The sequence below is a fragment of the Streptomyces sp. NPDC058401 genome (assembly GCF_042722885.1).
GTDB lineage: Bacteria > Actinomycetota > Actinomycetes > Streptomycetales > Streptomycetaceae > Streptomyces.
On the sequence record NZ_JBHXKA010000093.1, the window covers coordinates 17150 to 32608 of the forward strand.

10 protein-coding genes and 1 pseudogene are annotated in these 15459 nt (G+C 69.9%); 10 read left to right on the top strand and 1 reads right to left on the bottom strand.

Annotated elements, in window-relative coordinates; translation table 11 throughout:
* Window positions 1-310 precede the first annotated feature (310 nt).
* The 9 genes and pseudogenes from leuS to ACFWNV_RS28125 all read left to right on the top strand — a co-directional run bounded on the left by leuS (window position 311) and on the right by ACFWNV_RS28125 (window position 13907).
* The gene (leuS, locus tag ACFWNV_RS28085; protein ID WP_383952381.1) at window positions 311-3184 is read left to right on the top strand and encodes a leucine--tRNA ligase; all 2874 of its coding nucleotides are present in this window, start codon (window positions 311-313) and stop codon (window positions 3182-3184) included.
* A gap of 147 nt (window positions 3185-3331) precedes the next feature.
* Window positions 3332-4015 carry a hypothetical protein gene (locus ACFWNV_RS28090; RefSeq protein WP_383952383.1) on the top strand — a complete coding sequence of 228 codons (684 nt, stop codon included), beginning with the start codon at window positions 3332-3334 and terminating at the stop codon, window positions 4013-4015.
* A gap of 284 nt (window positions 4016-4299) precedes the next feature.
* Window positions 4300-5145 carry a DegV family protein gene (locus ACFWNV_RS28095; protein ID WP_383952385.1) on the top strand — a complete coding sequence of 282 codons (846 nt, stop codon included), beginning with the start codon at window positions 4300-4302 and terminating at the stop codon, window positions 5143-5145.
* A 530-nt stretch (window positions 5146-5675) separates the two neighbouring features.
* On the top strand, window positions 5676-6332 hold the full coding sequence (locus tag ACFWNV_RS28100; RefSeq protein ID WP_383952386.1) for a helix-hairpin-helix domain-containing protein: 657 nt from the start codon (window positions 5676-5678) through the stop codon (window positions 6330-6332).
* Window positions 6333-6550: 218 nt separating this feature from the next.
* Window positions 6551-8047: pseudogene (locus tag ACFWNV_RS28105) on the top strand (ComEC/Rec2 family competence protein); the annotation flags it as partial.
* A 109-nt stretch (window positions 8048-8156) separates the two neighbouring features.
* Window positions 8157-9608 carry an integrase gene (locus tag ACFWNV_RS28110; protein ID WP_383952388.1) on the top strand — a complete coding sequence of 484 codons (1452 nt, stop codon included), beginning with the start codon at window positions 8157-8159 and terminating at the stop codon, window positions 9606-9608.
* A complete protein-coding gene (locus tag ACFWNV_RS28115) occupies window positions 9605-11359 on the top strand; it encodes a hypothetical protein (protein WP_383952390.1) in 1755 nt (584 codons plus the stop codon). The genes ACFWNV_RS28110 and ACFWNV_RS28115 overlap by 4 nt, the downstream gene beginning before the upstream one ends.
* Window positions 11356-13497: an integrase gene (locus tag ACFWNV_RS28120; protein WP_383952392.1), complete on the top strand. Its 2142-nt coding sequence runs from the start codon at window positions 11356-11358 to the stop codon at window positions 13495-13497. The genes ACFWNV_RS28115 and ACFWNV_RS28120 overlap by 4 nt, the downstream gene beginning before the upstream one ends.
* Window positions 13498-13532: 35 nt before the next feature.
* Entirely contained in the window at window positions 13533-13907 is a 375-nt protein-coding gene (locus tag ACFWNV_RS28125) for a hypothetical protein (RefSeq protein WP_383952394.1), read from the top strand.
* Window positions 13908-13968: 61 nt separating this feature from the next.
* Here ACFWNV_RS28125 and ACFWNV_RS28130 read toward each other — a convergent pair whose 3' ends face one another.
* Window positions 13969-14190 carry a hypothetical protein gene (locus ACFWNV_RS28130; protein ID WP_383952396.1) on the bottom strand — a complete coding sequence of 74 codons (222 nt, stop codon included), beginning with the start codon at window positions 14188-14190 and terminating at the stop codon, window positions 13969-13971.
* 146 nt (window positions 14191-14336) lie between these two features.
* Here ACFWNV_RS28130 and ACFWNV_RS28135 point away from each other — a divergent pair, with 146 nt between their 5' ends.
* Window positions 14337-15377 carry a hypothetical protein gene (locus tag ACFWNV_RS28135; protein WP_383952398.1) on the top strand — a complete coding sequence of 347 codons (1041 nt, stop codon included), beginning with the start codon at window positions 14337-14339 and terminating at the stop codon, window positions 15375-15377.
* Window positions 15378-15459: the final 82 nt, after the last annotated feature.

Here is a 15459-nt window from a genome sequence, read left to right on the forward strand (position 1 = left end):
TTGAGGCCTTCGGCATCGCCCTCTCCCCGGTCCACCGGGCCCCCGCTTCTCGTTGTGCCCCGTCGTCTCCCGTGCCCCGTCACGCCCCGCGCCGCGTCGTGCGTCCACCGGCCGGAAGGGCAGAGCACCGCTGGGGGCCGCTGCGGTACCCTGACGCCATGCGTGCCGTACGCCTTCTGCTTACCGAGCCGCGCTGAACAGTTCCGACCCCACGAAGCGGTCGGCCCGGCGCGGCGCCCCCTCCTGTGCGAGGGGTTTTTTCGTTTGGGCAGCAGAACCGGCAGAGACGATCGATGGAGCTTCAGGAATCATGAGCGAGACGAACACCCCGGCCCCCGAGGCGGCCGAGGCGCACCGTTACACGGCTGCCGTGGCCGCCGACATCGAGGCACGCTGGCAGGACGTATGGGACGCGCAGGGCACTTACGAGGCCCCGAACCCGACCGGTGACCTGGCCGGCGACGCAGCGGTCGTGGCGCGCCCGAAGAAGTTCATCATGGACATGTTCCCGTACCCCTCGGGTGCGGGCCTGCACGTCGGCCACCCGCTCGGGTACATCGCCACCGACGTCTTCGCCCGTCACCAGCGGATGACCGGCCACAACGTCCTGCACACCCTGGGCTTCGACGCCTTCGGCCTGCCGGCCGAGCAGTACGCCGTGCAGACCGGCACGCACCCGCGCGTGTCGACCGAGGCGAACATCGAGAACATGAAGGTCCAGCTGCGCCGGCTGGGTCTGGGCCACGACAAGCGCCGCTCGTTCGCGACGATCGACCCGGACTACTACAAGTGGACCCAGTGGATCTTCCTGCAGATCTACAACTCCTGGTACGACGCGGACGCCGCCAAGGCCCGTCCCATCGCCGAGCTGGTCGCCGCCTTCGAGGACGGCTCCCGCGAGCTGCCCGGCGGGGCCTCCTGGGCCGCGCTGAGCGCGGGCGAGCGGGCCGACGTGCTGAACGGGTACCGGCTGGCCTACGCCTCGGACGCGCCCGTCAACTGGTGCCCCGGGCTGGGCACCGTGCTGGCCAACGAGGAAGTCACCGCCGACGGCCGGTCCGAGCGCGGCAACTTCCCCGTCTTCAAGTCCAAGCTGAGCCAGTGGAACATGCGGATCACGGCCTACGCCGACCGCCTGATCGACGACCTGGACGCGCTGGACTGGCCCGAGGCCATCAAGCTGCAGCAGCGCAACTGGATCGGCCGCAGCGAGGGCGCGCGCGCGGACTTCGCGGTCGGCGACGGCGAGGCCATCACCGTCTTCACCACCCGCCCCGACACGCTGTTCGGCGCCACCTACATGGTGCTGGCCCCCGAGCACGAGCTGGTCGGGAAGATCGTCCCGGCCGAGTGGCCCGAAGGCACCCACCAGCTGTGGACCGGCGGCAACGCGACCCCCGCCGAGGCCGTGGACTCGTACCGCAAGCAGGCGGCCGCGAAGTCGGACGTCGAGCGGCAGGCCGAGGCCAAGGACAAGACCGGCGTCTTCACCGGCGCGTACGCGACCAACCCGGTCAGCGGCGACCTGGTGCCCGTCTTCATCGCCGACTACGTGCTGATGGGCTACGGCACCGGCGCGATCATGGCCGTCCCGGCCCACGACGGCCGCGACTTCGAGTTCGCGCGCGCCTTCGAGCTGCCGATGCGCTGCGTCGTCCAGCCCACGGACGACCGTGACGCCGACCCGCTGGAGTGGGAGGGCGCGTTCTCCTCGTACGACGGCACGATCGTCAACTCCACGGGCGAGGGCATCACGCTGGACGGCCTGGGCGTGGTCGAGGCCAAGGCCGCGATCACCGACTGGCTGACCGGGCGCGGCATCGGCGAGGGGACCGTCAACTTCCGGCTGCGCGACTGGCTGTTCAGCCGCCAGCGCTACTGGGGCGAGCCCTTCCCGATCGTCTACGACGAGGACGGCGTCGCCCACCCGCTGCCCGAGTCGATGCTGCCGCTGGAGCTGCCGGAGGTCGAGGACTACTCGCCGCGCACGTTCGAGCCCGACGACGCGGCCTCCCAGCCGGAGACCCCGCTGTCGCGCAACCAGGAATGGGTGAACGTCGAGCTGGACCTGGGCGACGGGCGCGGGGTGCGTTCGTACCGGCGCGAGACCAACACCATGCCGAACTGGGCCGGCTCCTGCTGGTACGAGCTGCGCTACCTGGACCCGAACAACGGCTCGGCCCTGGTCGACCCGGAGATCGAGCAGTACTGGATGGGCCCGCGCGAGGGCCAGCCGCACGGCGGCGTCGACCTGTACGTGGGCGGCGCCGAGCACGCGGTGCTGCACCTGCTGTACGCGCGCTTCTGGTCCAAGGTGCTGTTCGACCTGGGCCACGTCTCCTCGGTGGAGCCGTTCCACAAGCTGTTCAACCAGGGCATGATCCAGGCGTACGCGTACACCGACTCGCGCGGTGTGTACGTTCCGGCGGCCGAGGTCGAGGAGCGCGACGGCGGCTACTTCTACCAGGGCGAGCCGGTCAAGCGTGAGCACGGCAAGATGGGCAAGTCCCTGAAGAACGCCGTCACCCCGGACGAGATCTGCGAGGAGTACGGCGCGGACACCCTGCGCCTGTACGAGATGGCGATGGGCCCGCTGGACGTCTCGCGTCCCTGGGACACCCGTGCCGTCGTCGGCCAGTACCGGCTGCTGCAGCGCCTGTGGCGCAACGTGGTGGACGAGGAGACGGGCGCCGTGACGGTCGTCGACGGGGAGCCGGACGAGGCCACCCTGCGCGCGCTGCACAAGGCGATCGACGGGGTCGGCGGCGACATGGCCGGACTGCGGTTCAACACCGCCATCGCGAAGATCACCGAGCTGAACAACACCCTGACGAAGGCGGGCCGGCCGCTGGAGCGTTCGGTCGCGGAGCGGCTGGTGCTGCTGGTGGCCCCGCTGGCGCCGCACATCGCCGAGGAGCTGTGGCAGCGGCTGGGCCACGCCGAATCGGTCGTCCACCAGGACTTCCCGGTCGCGGACCCGGCGTACGTCGTGGACGAGACCGTCACGTGCGTCGTCCAGATCAAGGGCAAGGTCAAGGCCCGCCTGGAGGTGTCCCCGGCCATCTCCGACACCGAGCTGGAGCAGCTGGCGCTGGGCGACGAGACGGTCGTGGCGGCGCTGGGCGGGGCGGAGATCCGCAAGGTGATCGTGCGCGCGCCGAAGCTGGTGAACATCGTCGTCTGACGTCTCCGGGTGACGCCGTCTGACGCACATCCGTCCGACGGTCTAGGGGTATTCCCGTACGGGCAGGTTGGGGGTTCGATTGGAACCCGCAGCCTGCCCGTGGCGTTTACGGTGGAAGGGACGTAATCGGCTGGGGAAGGGACCCTCATGGAGGCGGCTTTTATCATCGTGGCCCTGGTGCTGCTGTTCGCCTTCCTGGGGCTCGGTGTCTACGTGACGACCAAGGTGGTCAAAGCCACCGCGCGCGGCGTGGACCGGACCATCACCCAGGCCCGCCGCACGGTGGAGGACACCACCCTGAAGGCCCGCAGCTTCGGCCAGGTCGGCGTCCCGGGCGCGCTGGCCACGCTCCGGCTCGACCTGCGGAACTCGATGCGGGCGACGCAGCAGGCGCTGTACCAGGGGGTCCAGACGGACGCCTCGCTGAAGGAGTCGATCGGGCTGTTCGAGCGGCTGAGCGCGCACGGGCACGAACTCGACGACGAGCTGAAGCGCCTGGAGGCGGAGCCCGACCGGCAGCGGATCGCGGCGGTCCTGCCGGACCTGCGGGAGCGCACGGCGCAGATCACGCAGGCGTCGGACTCGCTCCGCTGGGCGGCGCGTGACCGCGCCCGGCGCTTCGCGGAGGACGACCTGTCGCATCTGGCGGCCCAGATCGACGTCGAATCGGGCGCCCTGCGGGACTGGTCCCGCACCCCGGCCGAGGACTTCCTCCAGTCGACCCCCACGCCTCCCGCATGGAACACCCCGGAGCCGGCGGCCCTCACGGAGCCCGCACCGACCCCCCAGTACCCCTGGCAGAAGACCCGCCGCCCGGAGGCGACGACCTGAGCACCCCTTCCAGCCCGTCCGGCGCTTGGTCTCTTCAGCCGTCCGGCGCTTGAGGACCGGGGTCCGGGGCGGAGCCCCAGGATCTTTCAGCCCGTCCGGCGCTTGAGGACCGGGTCAGGGCCGAGCCCTGGGAACGGTGGAAGGGCGGGTAGGGGACCTCGCCCCGCAGTGCCCGGCCCCAGCCCGGCGGGATGGCGGGCCGGAGGCCACCCGGAACCGCGGCCGGAGGCCCGCCGACGGACCCGGGCTGCCGGAACACCCCCGCTGCCGGTAACCTCCGCCTCATGTCCCGCCATGTCGCGATCGTCACGGATTCCACGGCCTACCTGCCCCAACCGGCCATGGCGCGGCACGGAATCATCTCCGTCCCGCTGACCGTGGTCCTCGGCGACGAGGCCCTGGAAGAGGGCACCGAGATTTCCGCCAGGAGCCTGGCCCTGGCCCTGCAGAAGCGCCGCTCGGTCACCACCTCCCGCCCCAGCCCCGAGGACTTCGTCCGGGCCTACCGGGCGGCCGTGGAGGCCGGTGCGACCGGCATCGTCAGCCTGCACCTGTCGGCGGAGTTCTCCGGCACCTACGACGCCGCCGTGCTCGCCGCGAAGACCGCCCCGGTGCCCGTCCGCGTCGTCGACACCGGCATGGTCGCCATGGCCCTCGGCTTCTGCGCGCTGGCCGCGGCGGAGGTGGCCGAAGCCGGGGGTTCCCTCGACGAAGCCGTGGCCGCCGCCGAGAAGCGGGCCGCGGGCATGTCCGCGTACTTCTATGTCGACACCCTCGACTACCTGCGCCGCGGCGGCCGCATCGGGGCCGCGCAGGCCCTGCTCGGCTCGGCGCTCGCGGTCAAACCGCTGCTGACGCTGGACGGCGGCCGGATCGAGATGCTGGAGAAGGTGCGGACGGCCTCCAAGGCCATAGCCCGCCTGGAAGAGCTGGCCGTCGAGCGCGCCGGCTCCGGCCCCGTCGACGTGGCCGTGCACCACCTCGCGGCCCCGGAACGCGCCGAGAAGCTGGCGCAGCGGCTTCGCGAGCGCATCCCCGGGCTGGTCGAGCTGCACGTCAGCGAGGTCGGCGCGGTGATCGGGGCGCACACCGGACCGGGGTTGCTGGCGGCGGTCGTCTCCCCGCGCTGATCACCGGATCGGGTCACGGAGATATCCACAAGGCCCGGGTCATCCACCGGAATTGAAGCTTCCGAACGCGTGTCGCGGAGCGGCCCTAACGTCGTGGCATGACTCTTCGTACACGCACTTCAGGTCCCGCCGGCGCCACCAGTGGCCCCGGCCGTTCCCGCCTCTCCGACGGCCGTCTGCGGCATCGCCGCGGACAGCGGCCGGGCCGCCCCGACCCCGTGGCGGTGCGGCGCCGGGCCGAGGCCCTGCTCGGAGCGGGCCGTCCTCCGGGCGCTCCGCCGCCGGTGGGGGAGGCCCCGGCCGGACCGGAGCCCGGGGGTGGGGGTGCGGCCCGGCCGGACCCGCCCGGCCTGCTGGATCCGCCGGTCCGGCGTGATCTGTCGGTCCGGCGTAATCCGGTGGGCGGGCACGATCCGGCGGGCGGGCACGATCCGGCGGGTAGGGGCGATCCGGCGGGCCGGGCCGGGGAGCCTGCCCGGGGTGAGGCGGCGGCCGGGGGTGAGGCGGTGGTTCCGCCCGAGGGGCGGGAGGTGTCCGGTGGGGCTTTGCGGTGGCTCGCGGTGCGGGAGCGGCTGCCCTTGTGGCTGCACACCCGCTGCGGCGTGGAGCCGCGCACGGTGGCAGCCGTCTCGGTGGTGCTCGTCGTGGCCGTCGGGTTCGCCGCTCAGCAGTACGGGGCCGCCCGGCCCCGGCCGGTGACCGCACCCGCCGTGGTGGCCCCCGCGGCAGCCGCCCTGCCGGCCCCGACCGTGGCGCGGGCGGGCCCCGGCGGCGGCCCCATCCTGGTGGACGTCAGCGGCAAGGTCCGGGACCCGGGGGTGCGCAAGCTGCCTGCCGGCTCGCGCGTGGAGGACGCCCTGGCCGCCGCCGGGGGAGTGCGGCCCGGGACGGACACCACCGGCCTGAACCGGGCCCGCGTCCTGATGGACGGCGAACAGGTACTGGTGGGCGCTCCCGCCCCGCCGGCGCCCACGGGCCGGGGCGGCCCGGCCGCGGGCCCGCTGAGCCTCGGCACGGCCACGGCCGAGCAGCTGGACGGCCTGCCGGGGGTCGGCCCGGTGCTCGCGCAGCACATCGTGGACTTCCGCACGGCGCGCGGGGGCTTCCGCTCCGTGGAGGAGCTCCGGCAGGTCAACGGGATCGGTGAGCGCCGGTTCGCCGATCTGCGCGAGCTGGTGCGGCCGTGAACCGGCACGGGGGACCGGGGCCGGGTCCGGCCGGGCCGGGGGCGGGTGAGGGAGGTTCGGCGCGGCCGGAGTCCGGGGCCGGGGACGTGGGGCCGGTCGATTTGCGGCTGGTGGGGCCCGCGCTCGCCGTCTGGGGGGCGGCCGCCGTGGGGCTCGGAGTATCCGTCGGGGCGAGCGTCGCGGCGGCGGGGCTCGGGGTGGGTGCGGCCGGGCTGCTGATGCTGGCCGGCCGCAGGCGCTCCGCGCCGGTCCGCACGGCCGTGGCGGCGGTCCTGCTGTGCGCGGCCGCCGGGGCCGGGGTGGCGGGGCTCCAGCGGGCCGAGGCGAGGGCCGGGCCGGTCCCGGAGCTGGCCCGGGACCAGGCCAGGGTGCTCGCGGATCTCACCGTGGACTCCGATCCGCGGACGGCCCGGACCGGGAGCGGGCCGCCGGTGGTGCTGCTCGACGCGGTGGTGACCGGGGTGACCGGGCCCGACGGTGCCCGGACCCGGGTGTCGACCCCGGTGCGGGTGCTCGCCGGACATCCGGGGTGGGCCCGGTTGCAGCCCTCCATGCGGGTCGCGGTGGTGGCCCGGCTGGCCCCGGCGCGGAGCGGGGAGCGGGCCGTCGCCCTGCTCCGGCCGGCCGGGGACGCCCCGCCGCGGGTGACCGGCGGTCCGGACACCGTGCAGCGGATCGCCGGGCGGCTGCGGGCCGGGCTGCGCGAGGTCACCGACGGGCTGGCACCGGACGCCAGGGCCCTGCTGCCCGGGCTGGTGGTCGGGGACACCTCCCGGGTGGAGCCCGACCTGCACGACGCCTTCCGGGCCACCGATCTGCTGCACCTGCTGGCCGTCTCCGGCTCCAACCTGACCGTGGTCCTCTTCCTGCTCATCGGAGCCCCGGCCCGCGCGCAGCGGGCCGAGCGGGGCGGGCTGGCGCCGCGGCTGGGGCTCTCGCTGCGGGCGACGGCCCTGTGCGGGGCGGCCCTGACCCTGGCCTTCGTGGTGGTGTGCCGCCCCGAGCCCAGCGTGCTGCGGGCGGCGGCCTGCGGCTCTGTCACCCTGCTGGCCATCGCCACCGGGCGGCGCAGATCCCTGATCCCGGCACTGGCCGCCGCCGTCCTGCTGCTGGTGCTCTACGACCCCTGGCTGGCCCGGAGCTACGGCTTCCTGCTCTCCGTCCTGGCCACCGGGGCCCTGCTGACGCTGGCTCCCCGGTGGAGCGGGGCCCTGCAGCGGCGCGGGATGCGGCCCCGGTTGGCCGAGGCACTGGCGGCCGCGGCGGCGGCCCAGGCGGTGTGCGCGCCGGTCGTCGCGGTGCTGTCGGCCCGGGTGAGCCTGGTGGCGGTGCCCTGCAACCTGCTGGCCGAGCTGGCGGCGGGACCGGCGACCGTCCTGGGGTTCGCCGCGCTGGCGGCGGCCCCGGTGTGCCGGCCGGTGGCCGAGCTGCTGGCCCGGTGCGCGGGCGTGCCCGCCGGGTGGATCGCCGCGGTGGCCCGGGGCGGGGCGGGACTGCCCGGGGCGGAGCTGGGCTGGCCCGGCGGGGTGGGCGGAGGGTTGCTGCTCGGCGCGGCCACCTGCGCGGTGGTGGTGCTCGGCAGGCGGTTCGGCCGTGGGCGATGGCTCGCCCCCGCCCTGGCCGTGGTGCTGCTCCTCGCCGTACTGAGGCCGCCGCTGGTCACTCGTACGGTCAAGGGCTGGCCGCCGCCCGACTGGATCTACACCCAGTGCGAGGACTTCCCTATTGAATCAACGTGTTGCATCAGTTCGTGTTGTGGGCGGGAGGGCTGTGTTGAGTAAGACGTGGCAAGTGCACTGGGTGACGAGACGGCATGTCGCTGCTATGAGTGATCACCCGTTGCTGCGGGCGTGGGCTGACCTTGATGCGCGTGAGGAGGCCGCCCGGATCGACCCCGGAGACGTGTTCTTCACGGACCCGCACCACCAGGCGGACCCGCGGCTGACGTTGTACACGTCGCGGTCGGCGTTCGCTCACCTGGCGAGATCGACACGACGGAACTACTCCGGGGACTGCTGCCTGTTCTTCAACTTCCTCTGGCAGCGGGGCAAGAACTGGTGCGACGCCGAGGTTGAAGATCTGCTTGATTTTGAGGACTGGCGGCGCTGGTCTCCCCGGAACCCCCGGCGGATCAGTGGTGCGAAGTGGGACCGCGAACTCACGGCGTTGGCCCGTCTCTACAAGTGGGCAACAGCGAAGAAGTACGTCGCGGTGAACCCGGTCCTCATGCGCGAGGTGATGGGCCGAAACGGCGAGACGGCGAGCGTCCCGGCCCAGCTGGCAAAGGGCGTGCGGTCAAGCAATGTGAAGTGGCTGACGCCCCGGGCCTACCGGTTGTGGAGGGACGTGGGGCTGCGCGGCTACACCGCCGATGGGCGGCGCGATCCGTCCTTTCGGGGCCGTAATGACGACCGGAACGCGGCCTACTCCGACCTGCTGTTCTCGTCGGGGATGCGACTGTCGGAGGGGGCTTCCTTGCTCACCTTCGAGGTTCCGGCCCTGGCCGAGACCATGAAACGGTACTTCGACGGTCGCTTGGGGAAGGCGGCTACCAAGAGCCGGCGTGAGCGAACCTTCTATGTTGCGTTCGAGGATCTACGGTCAATTGCCGCCTACGAGCGGACAACGCGGCGGTCAGGGATCCGCAGAGCCCAGGCCAAGGGCCGTTACGAGGCGATGGACGACATCTGGGTCCTGGAAAGCCGGTCTGGCTGGCGCGGGTCGATCCTGCACATCCGGGACGAGAAGGGACGGCTGGTCGAGCGGGACCTGACCTCCCTGGACGTCGAGGAACGCCAGCGCTTGTTCACCGAGGGCGACGGCGGCCTGGAGCCGTTGTGGTTGTGGCTGTCGGAGGACGGAAGGCCGTTCCTGCCGCATTCCTGGGAAGCGGTCTACCGAGCTGCGTCCCAACGGTGCCAGAAGGTCTTGAAAGGCAAAGTTGCTCAGCCGCCCTACTTCACACCCCACATGGCCAGGCATTCCTTCGCTCTGAAGATGCTGGTCGCCCTGATGCACGCACTGGACAAGCGGTTCGGGCTTACCCCGGAAGAGAGGCGGGACTTCCGCCTGCTCTACGGAGACGCCTGGCGCATGGTCAAGGACCTACTTGATCACACAAGCGAGGAAACGACTCGCAAGATCTACCTCGCTCCCGTCTCGGACCTGCAGATTCGGTCCCTGCTGATGGACGAGGCCGACCCGGGCACCAACGAGCTTCTGTCCCGGATCGCGAAAATGTCGGAGCGCGTCCTGGACAGCGAGGAACTGATATGAGCACACGAGGACGACGCGCTTCCCTGCCCGGAGACGCCGGGCACCACCGCAAGCCGCCGCTTGCGGCCGGTGAACTCCTGGTTTGGCACACCGCCGAAGACGGCGTGGGGAAGGCCAGTTACGACTTCGCCCAGCTGGCGGTCGGTCCGCGGCTTCAGCGTGAGCTGGCGGAGGTCTTCGCAGCTCAGTGCGACTCCACGGGCGCTTGGAAGAGGATTCCGTCCAGTGAGGAGACCTGGCGGGTCTTGCGCTACTTCAGCGACTTCCTGGCCGACCAGGTCCAGACGCCGGAGCTCCTGGGTGACTTGGCGCCGGAGATCTGGACGGCTTGGAGATTGAGCAGGACACCGGATTCCGCAGGCGCAAGGCAGATCGGGAAGGTGGCCCGGTTGCTCAGGACCCATCCCGAGGTGCCCGAGGAGACCCGGAACCGGATGAAGAGGCGAATCCCGAAGCCGACGAGTACGGAGTTCGCCTATACCGACGATGAGTTCGACCGGATCAAGCTCGCTGCCACGCAGAAGTTCCGTCAGGCTCTGCACCGGATCCGAGCCAACTGGAAGCACCTCCAGGATTGGCGGGCGGGTCGGTTCGAAGAGGGCTCCAAGGACTGGCTGCTGGGCAAGGCTCTGGACCACCTGATGCGCACGGGTGAGACGCCGTTCTACATAAGCCGGCGGGGACGCCAGCGGCCGGATTCTCGCTACACCGAGGCCATGGGGAGCGATCGGGTCGAAGACACCTGGATGCGGTTGTTCATGACCACCGAAGAGGCATCCGCGCTGGTGGCCCTGTTGATCGCGGCGCATGGCTGGAATGCCACATCGATCATGGAGATGAAGGTTCCCCTGGCAACGCCGGACGCGGGTGAGGGGCAGGTCATCTACCGGATCGAGCTGGAGAAGCGGCGCCGAGGCAAGACCAATCGATACGAGAGCCGGAACCTGGCTGACTGGGGCGCCGACTCGCCTGGCCGGCTGATCACACACGCGATTGAGGCCACGGCTCCTGCAAGGGAGGCCCTGGTGAATTTTGGGGCGCCCACCGACAGGCTGGTCGTCTGGCGGATGGCTCAGCGGCGGGTCGCCTACGGCGAGGGAATCGCCGCTCTGTTCGATGGCCCTCTTCACCGCGCCGACGCCCGTGCCCAACGCGGTTGGGGACGGTCACTGGGCGATGGGCTCTCCCTCAATCTGAGGCGACTGCGGAAGACCGTGGTGATCGCGCATGAGCGCCAGCCCACCCAGCACAGCCAGGACACCCACGATGCCGTCTATGTCCTGCCCGATCCACGCACGCACGCCACCGCACAGCCAGTGATCGTCGACGGGATCGTGGATGCGATCGACTCGGCCCACGAGTCCTTCAGGGCCCAGATCAGCCGGGCCGACACGGATACACGGCAGGACACGGCGACTGCCAGCTGCAGTGACTACACACACAGCCCGTTCGGTGAACAAGGCGTGTCCTGCCGGGCTTCGTTCCTGCTCTGTACGGCCTGCCCGAACGCCGTGATCACTCCTCGGCATCTGCCGCGGCTGGCCTATCTGCTGCATGTGTTGGACGAGCTCAAGGCGGTGCTCGCGCCAGAGGTATGGGACCAGGACTGGCGGGCTCCCTACATGCGGCTGCGAGATCTGCGGAAGGCCCCCGATTTCACCGATACCGAGTGGAGCGACGCGTTGGAAAAGGCCAGCAAACGCGAACGCGAGGTCATCGACCAGCTGCTGAAGCGGGGGTTCGACGCATGAGCTTGGCCCTGAACCCCCTCTTCAGACCGCCAGCGGCCGACACGTTCGTGTTCGACCCCGATCGGGCGGCCGAAGGGCGCCGCGACTCAGTCCCCCGCTACGGCGATCCCATCTGGTCGGTACTGGCGCTGACACAGAACCCGTCCGCATCGGACGACTGCATCCGCTGGCATTGGTTTTCCGACACCTTCAGAGAGACGTTCCGTTTCGCCGCCTGGACGTTCATCAACCACCCGCTGCCGGACCAGGAGCTGGCCCGGCACGGCATCGCCATGCGAGCCAAGCTCAGCGCAGGCCGGATCAAGATGACGGTTAACCAGTGGGCGATGTTCGCAGCCTGGCTGGATAGCCGGGGCATCACCCGCCTTGCCGACCTGGGCACAGAGGACTTGGCGGACTTCGCCTTCTACCTGGCCAAGACCCGGGGCCTGGCCCGCAACACAGCATCGAGTCACCTGACGGGGCTCGCCCGGCTGCACTACTACGGACGGAGCTTCCTGCAGCCGTCAGATCAGATGGTCGAGCCGCCCTGGGTGGCTGAGGGCATGGATGACTACCTGCCACCGGCCTCACCCCTGGGAGGCGAGAACAGCACCGAGCCGATCACTCCGGCGACGATGGGGCCGCTGCTGGTCTGGGCCCTGAGATTCGTCGAGGAGTACGCCGAGGACATCTTGACCGCCCACGACGAGTTCCGCCGCCTGATCAAGGCTGCCGATGCCGCGAACGGCCCGCTGCTACCCGACTCCGGAGACGCACTCGAGGCATTCCTGGAGAGGTTGGAAACCGAGGGACGGCCGGTCCCGGTGACAGCCCGCAATGGGAACCAGCTGGCCGGCGCGGGGATATTCCTGGCCGCAGTCACCGGGACACCACGCCCGAAGGTTCACCAGGTCATGCGCAAACCACACTGGAGGGCCTACACCGCCCAGAACCATGGTCCGTGCCAACTCGATGCACCAGTCACCGCCACGCTGGGCGGCGAGCCCTGGCACGAGCCGTTCACCTTCGACGGCATCGACAAGCTGGTGCGGCATCTCACCACGGCGTGTCTCATCGTCCTCTGCTACCTGACCGGGATGAGGACCGGGGAGATCCTGGGCCTGCAAAGTGGTTGCTGCCCGGACCCGGAAGGCCCACCCGAGGCACCTCAGAAGCACCTCATCTACGGGCGGATATTCAAGATCGCCACCGACGAGGACGGCAATCACGACTCTGCCGGAGTGGTACGCGAGGCGCCCTGGGTTGCGGTCCCGCAGGCCGTGAGGGCCGTGAGAGTGCTGGAGCGGTTCAGCGGCGGTGGTCTGTTGTTCGCCGCGGAAACCCACGACAAGCGCCAACCTGAGCGCCGAAGTGGCCGGTCGCTCCAACTCTCCACTCTCAACAATCGTATTGAGCGGTTCACCCAGTGGGTCAACACCCACGCGGAGGGCCGGGGACGCGAGGCGGAGATGATCCCGGAGGACCCGCATGGCCCGATCGGCACCAGCCGCTTCCGCCGGACCCTGGCCTGGCACATTGCCCGCCGTCCCGGCGGCCTAGTGGCTCTCGCAGTCCAGTACGGGCACATGCGCACGCTCGTCAGTGAAGGCTACGGTTCGCGCTCGCGTGGCGGTATTCACGACCTGCTGGACTTCGAGACGGCCCGCAACGTCGCCGAACACCTCAGCGAGGTCCACGAGGCCATCCAGGACGGCGAAGGCATCTCCGGCCCAGCCGCGAGGCGCCTGATCCATTCCGCAGCACATGAGCATCACCGCTTCGGCGGGATCATCACCTCCGTCCGCCAGGCCCGGAGCCTGCTGGCCGACCCGACCCTGAATGTCTTCGAGAACAAGGAGGCCTTCCTGTTCTGCAACTACGACCGCGCCAAAGCGCTCTGCCACCCCGGCCGCGGCGGCAAGAACGAAGCACCGAGCCTGGACCGCTGCAAGCTCAACTGCGCGAACATCGCCCGCACCGACACCCATGCACGTCAGCTGAGGGAAGCCGCCGACAACCTGGAATGGCAAGCCTCCTCCGGACTGGCCCCCGAACCACTGACAGACCGGATGCAGGAGCGAGCCCAAGGGCTGATCGAACTCGCTGACCAGCACGACAACGACCGTGTCCTCGCCGGATCGGGGGCCGAGCTGTGAGCCTAGACAAGGAGCGGGAGAGTATCCGAGCCGCGATGGACCGGCTGCTGGCAGGCACCCCGCTGCGATCCGGCGGAGCCCTGACCATCCTCGCGCTGGCCGCCGAGGCCGACGTGAAGCGCCACGTCCTCACCCACCGGCACACGGACCTCAAGGACGAGTTCTACGCGAGGGTCCGAGCACAAGGGCAGGTCCCAGACAGCGAGCGCAAGCTGAGGGACGAGCTGAAGAAGACCAAGGAGCGACTTGCCGCGGTGCTCGAGGAGAACAAGCGACAGAGCGCCGAGATCGACATGTTCGCCCGGGTGGTGAATGTCCTCACCCTTGAGAACGATCAGCTCCGTGGTCAGCAAAGCCGCAGGCGAGCTCCGGTGGTGGCCTTGCGCCCAGCACCCGAGCCCGGCTCGTAGTCCCGCCACCTGGGCTTGTCCTGCCCGTTTTGCGGGCAGGACAAGCCCAAAACGCCACCAGTCAGGCGGCGATGGAGAGCTCAATGCGGGTGCGGTGGATGAACTCGCGGACGGCCGGCTCGCGGCGCCAGGGGGCGAGGGCGGTGTTGAACTCGCGGACGTAGTCCTTGGCCCGGCTCGACTGGACGCGGGCGAGGATGTCTACGGAGCGATAGCCCAACTCGAGGCCCTGGTCGAGCTGGCGGGCCTGGAGATGGGCAGTTGCCAGGATGGACAGCCTCATCTCGTTGGAACGGTCACCTAGCTGATCTGTTCGCGCTGTGAGAGCGCCCGGGGCTGATGCCGGGTGAGGTCATTGCCCTCTGCTGGTCAGAGCTCGGTGCGAACTCGCATCTTCCGACGTCATGTCCTGGGCTTTAGATTCCCTGCGTGGACCTTGCCCTGGACTTGTTTGCTCCGCTGACCGATCCTCTGTTCCTCCCACTGATCGGCGGCCTCGTCGCCCTGGTGATCGGGGTGCCGACCCTGGCAGTAGGTATTGCGGTGCTCCATAGTTTGACTCCGCGGGAGAAGCGTCGCCGCATCGCTCGGGAGCGCCGTGCCATGGAGGCGCAGGAGGCACAGGAGGCACAGAAGCGTGCTCGTGAGGAGGCCCGTCGACGCGCGATAGCTGATGAGGAAGAGAGACAAAGAGAAGATCGAGAAATCCTGGCAGAGATGCGTGAGGAGCAGGCAGCACGCGATGACCGTATCCGGGCTAGGGCGGAGCCTAACTACGAGAGTGTCCGGCGCTGGCGTGTGCTGGCGTATCTCATGCGCTGGCTGGACGATGAACACCCCGAGCTGGGGGTCTACAAAAACGGCTGGCTTCGACGTCCGAGCATCGAGGACGCTCTGAAGCGGATTCAAACCGAGAAAGCGTACGGCCCTGCGCTGGAGTTCTACCCGCTGGACGGTGTTGCGATTTCCTGGCTGGAGATTGAGAACGCCGTAGCAATGGCTCGCGATAGAGAACTGGTTGAGATCGTTGGACAGTCTCTCCGGCTGACCACCAAGGGGCGCCGCTGTCTCGATCATCACGGAGGGGACGCAAGAGACATGGCAAACGAAAAGCCGAATATTCACATTGCCGGAGCTGTGGGCCAAATGCAGACCGGAGACGCATCGACCATGGCCAACCCGGTCGTGAACATGGGGGGCGTCCAGGGGCAGCAGGCTATCTCCTCGCCGACTGATGCGGCGCTGGTGGAACGGCTTGTCCAGCTTGTGACGGAGATGGGCAGCACCTTGCCTGAGGGTGCCCGTCGTCGACTGGAGAGGGATGCGGCGGAGGTGGAGGGCGAAATGGTTCTGCCACCTGCCGAGCGTGAGGTCGGCCGTGTTCGTGCTGCGTTGGAGAGCATCGGGAACACTCTTCCGAGTGCAGCAGCCGTTGCCACAGCGATTGCCGACATCGCCTCGCGCTTGTGATCACGAGCTTGTAACCGGGGCACAGGCGTTGGAGTCTCCTCCAGACTTCAGGTCGTGGGGCGGGGGATGGCGAACCCGGACC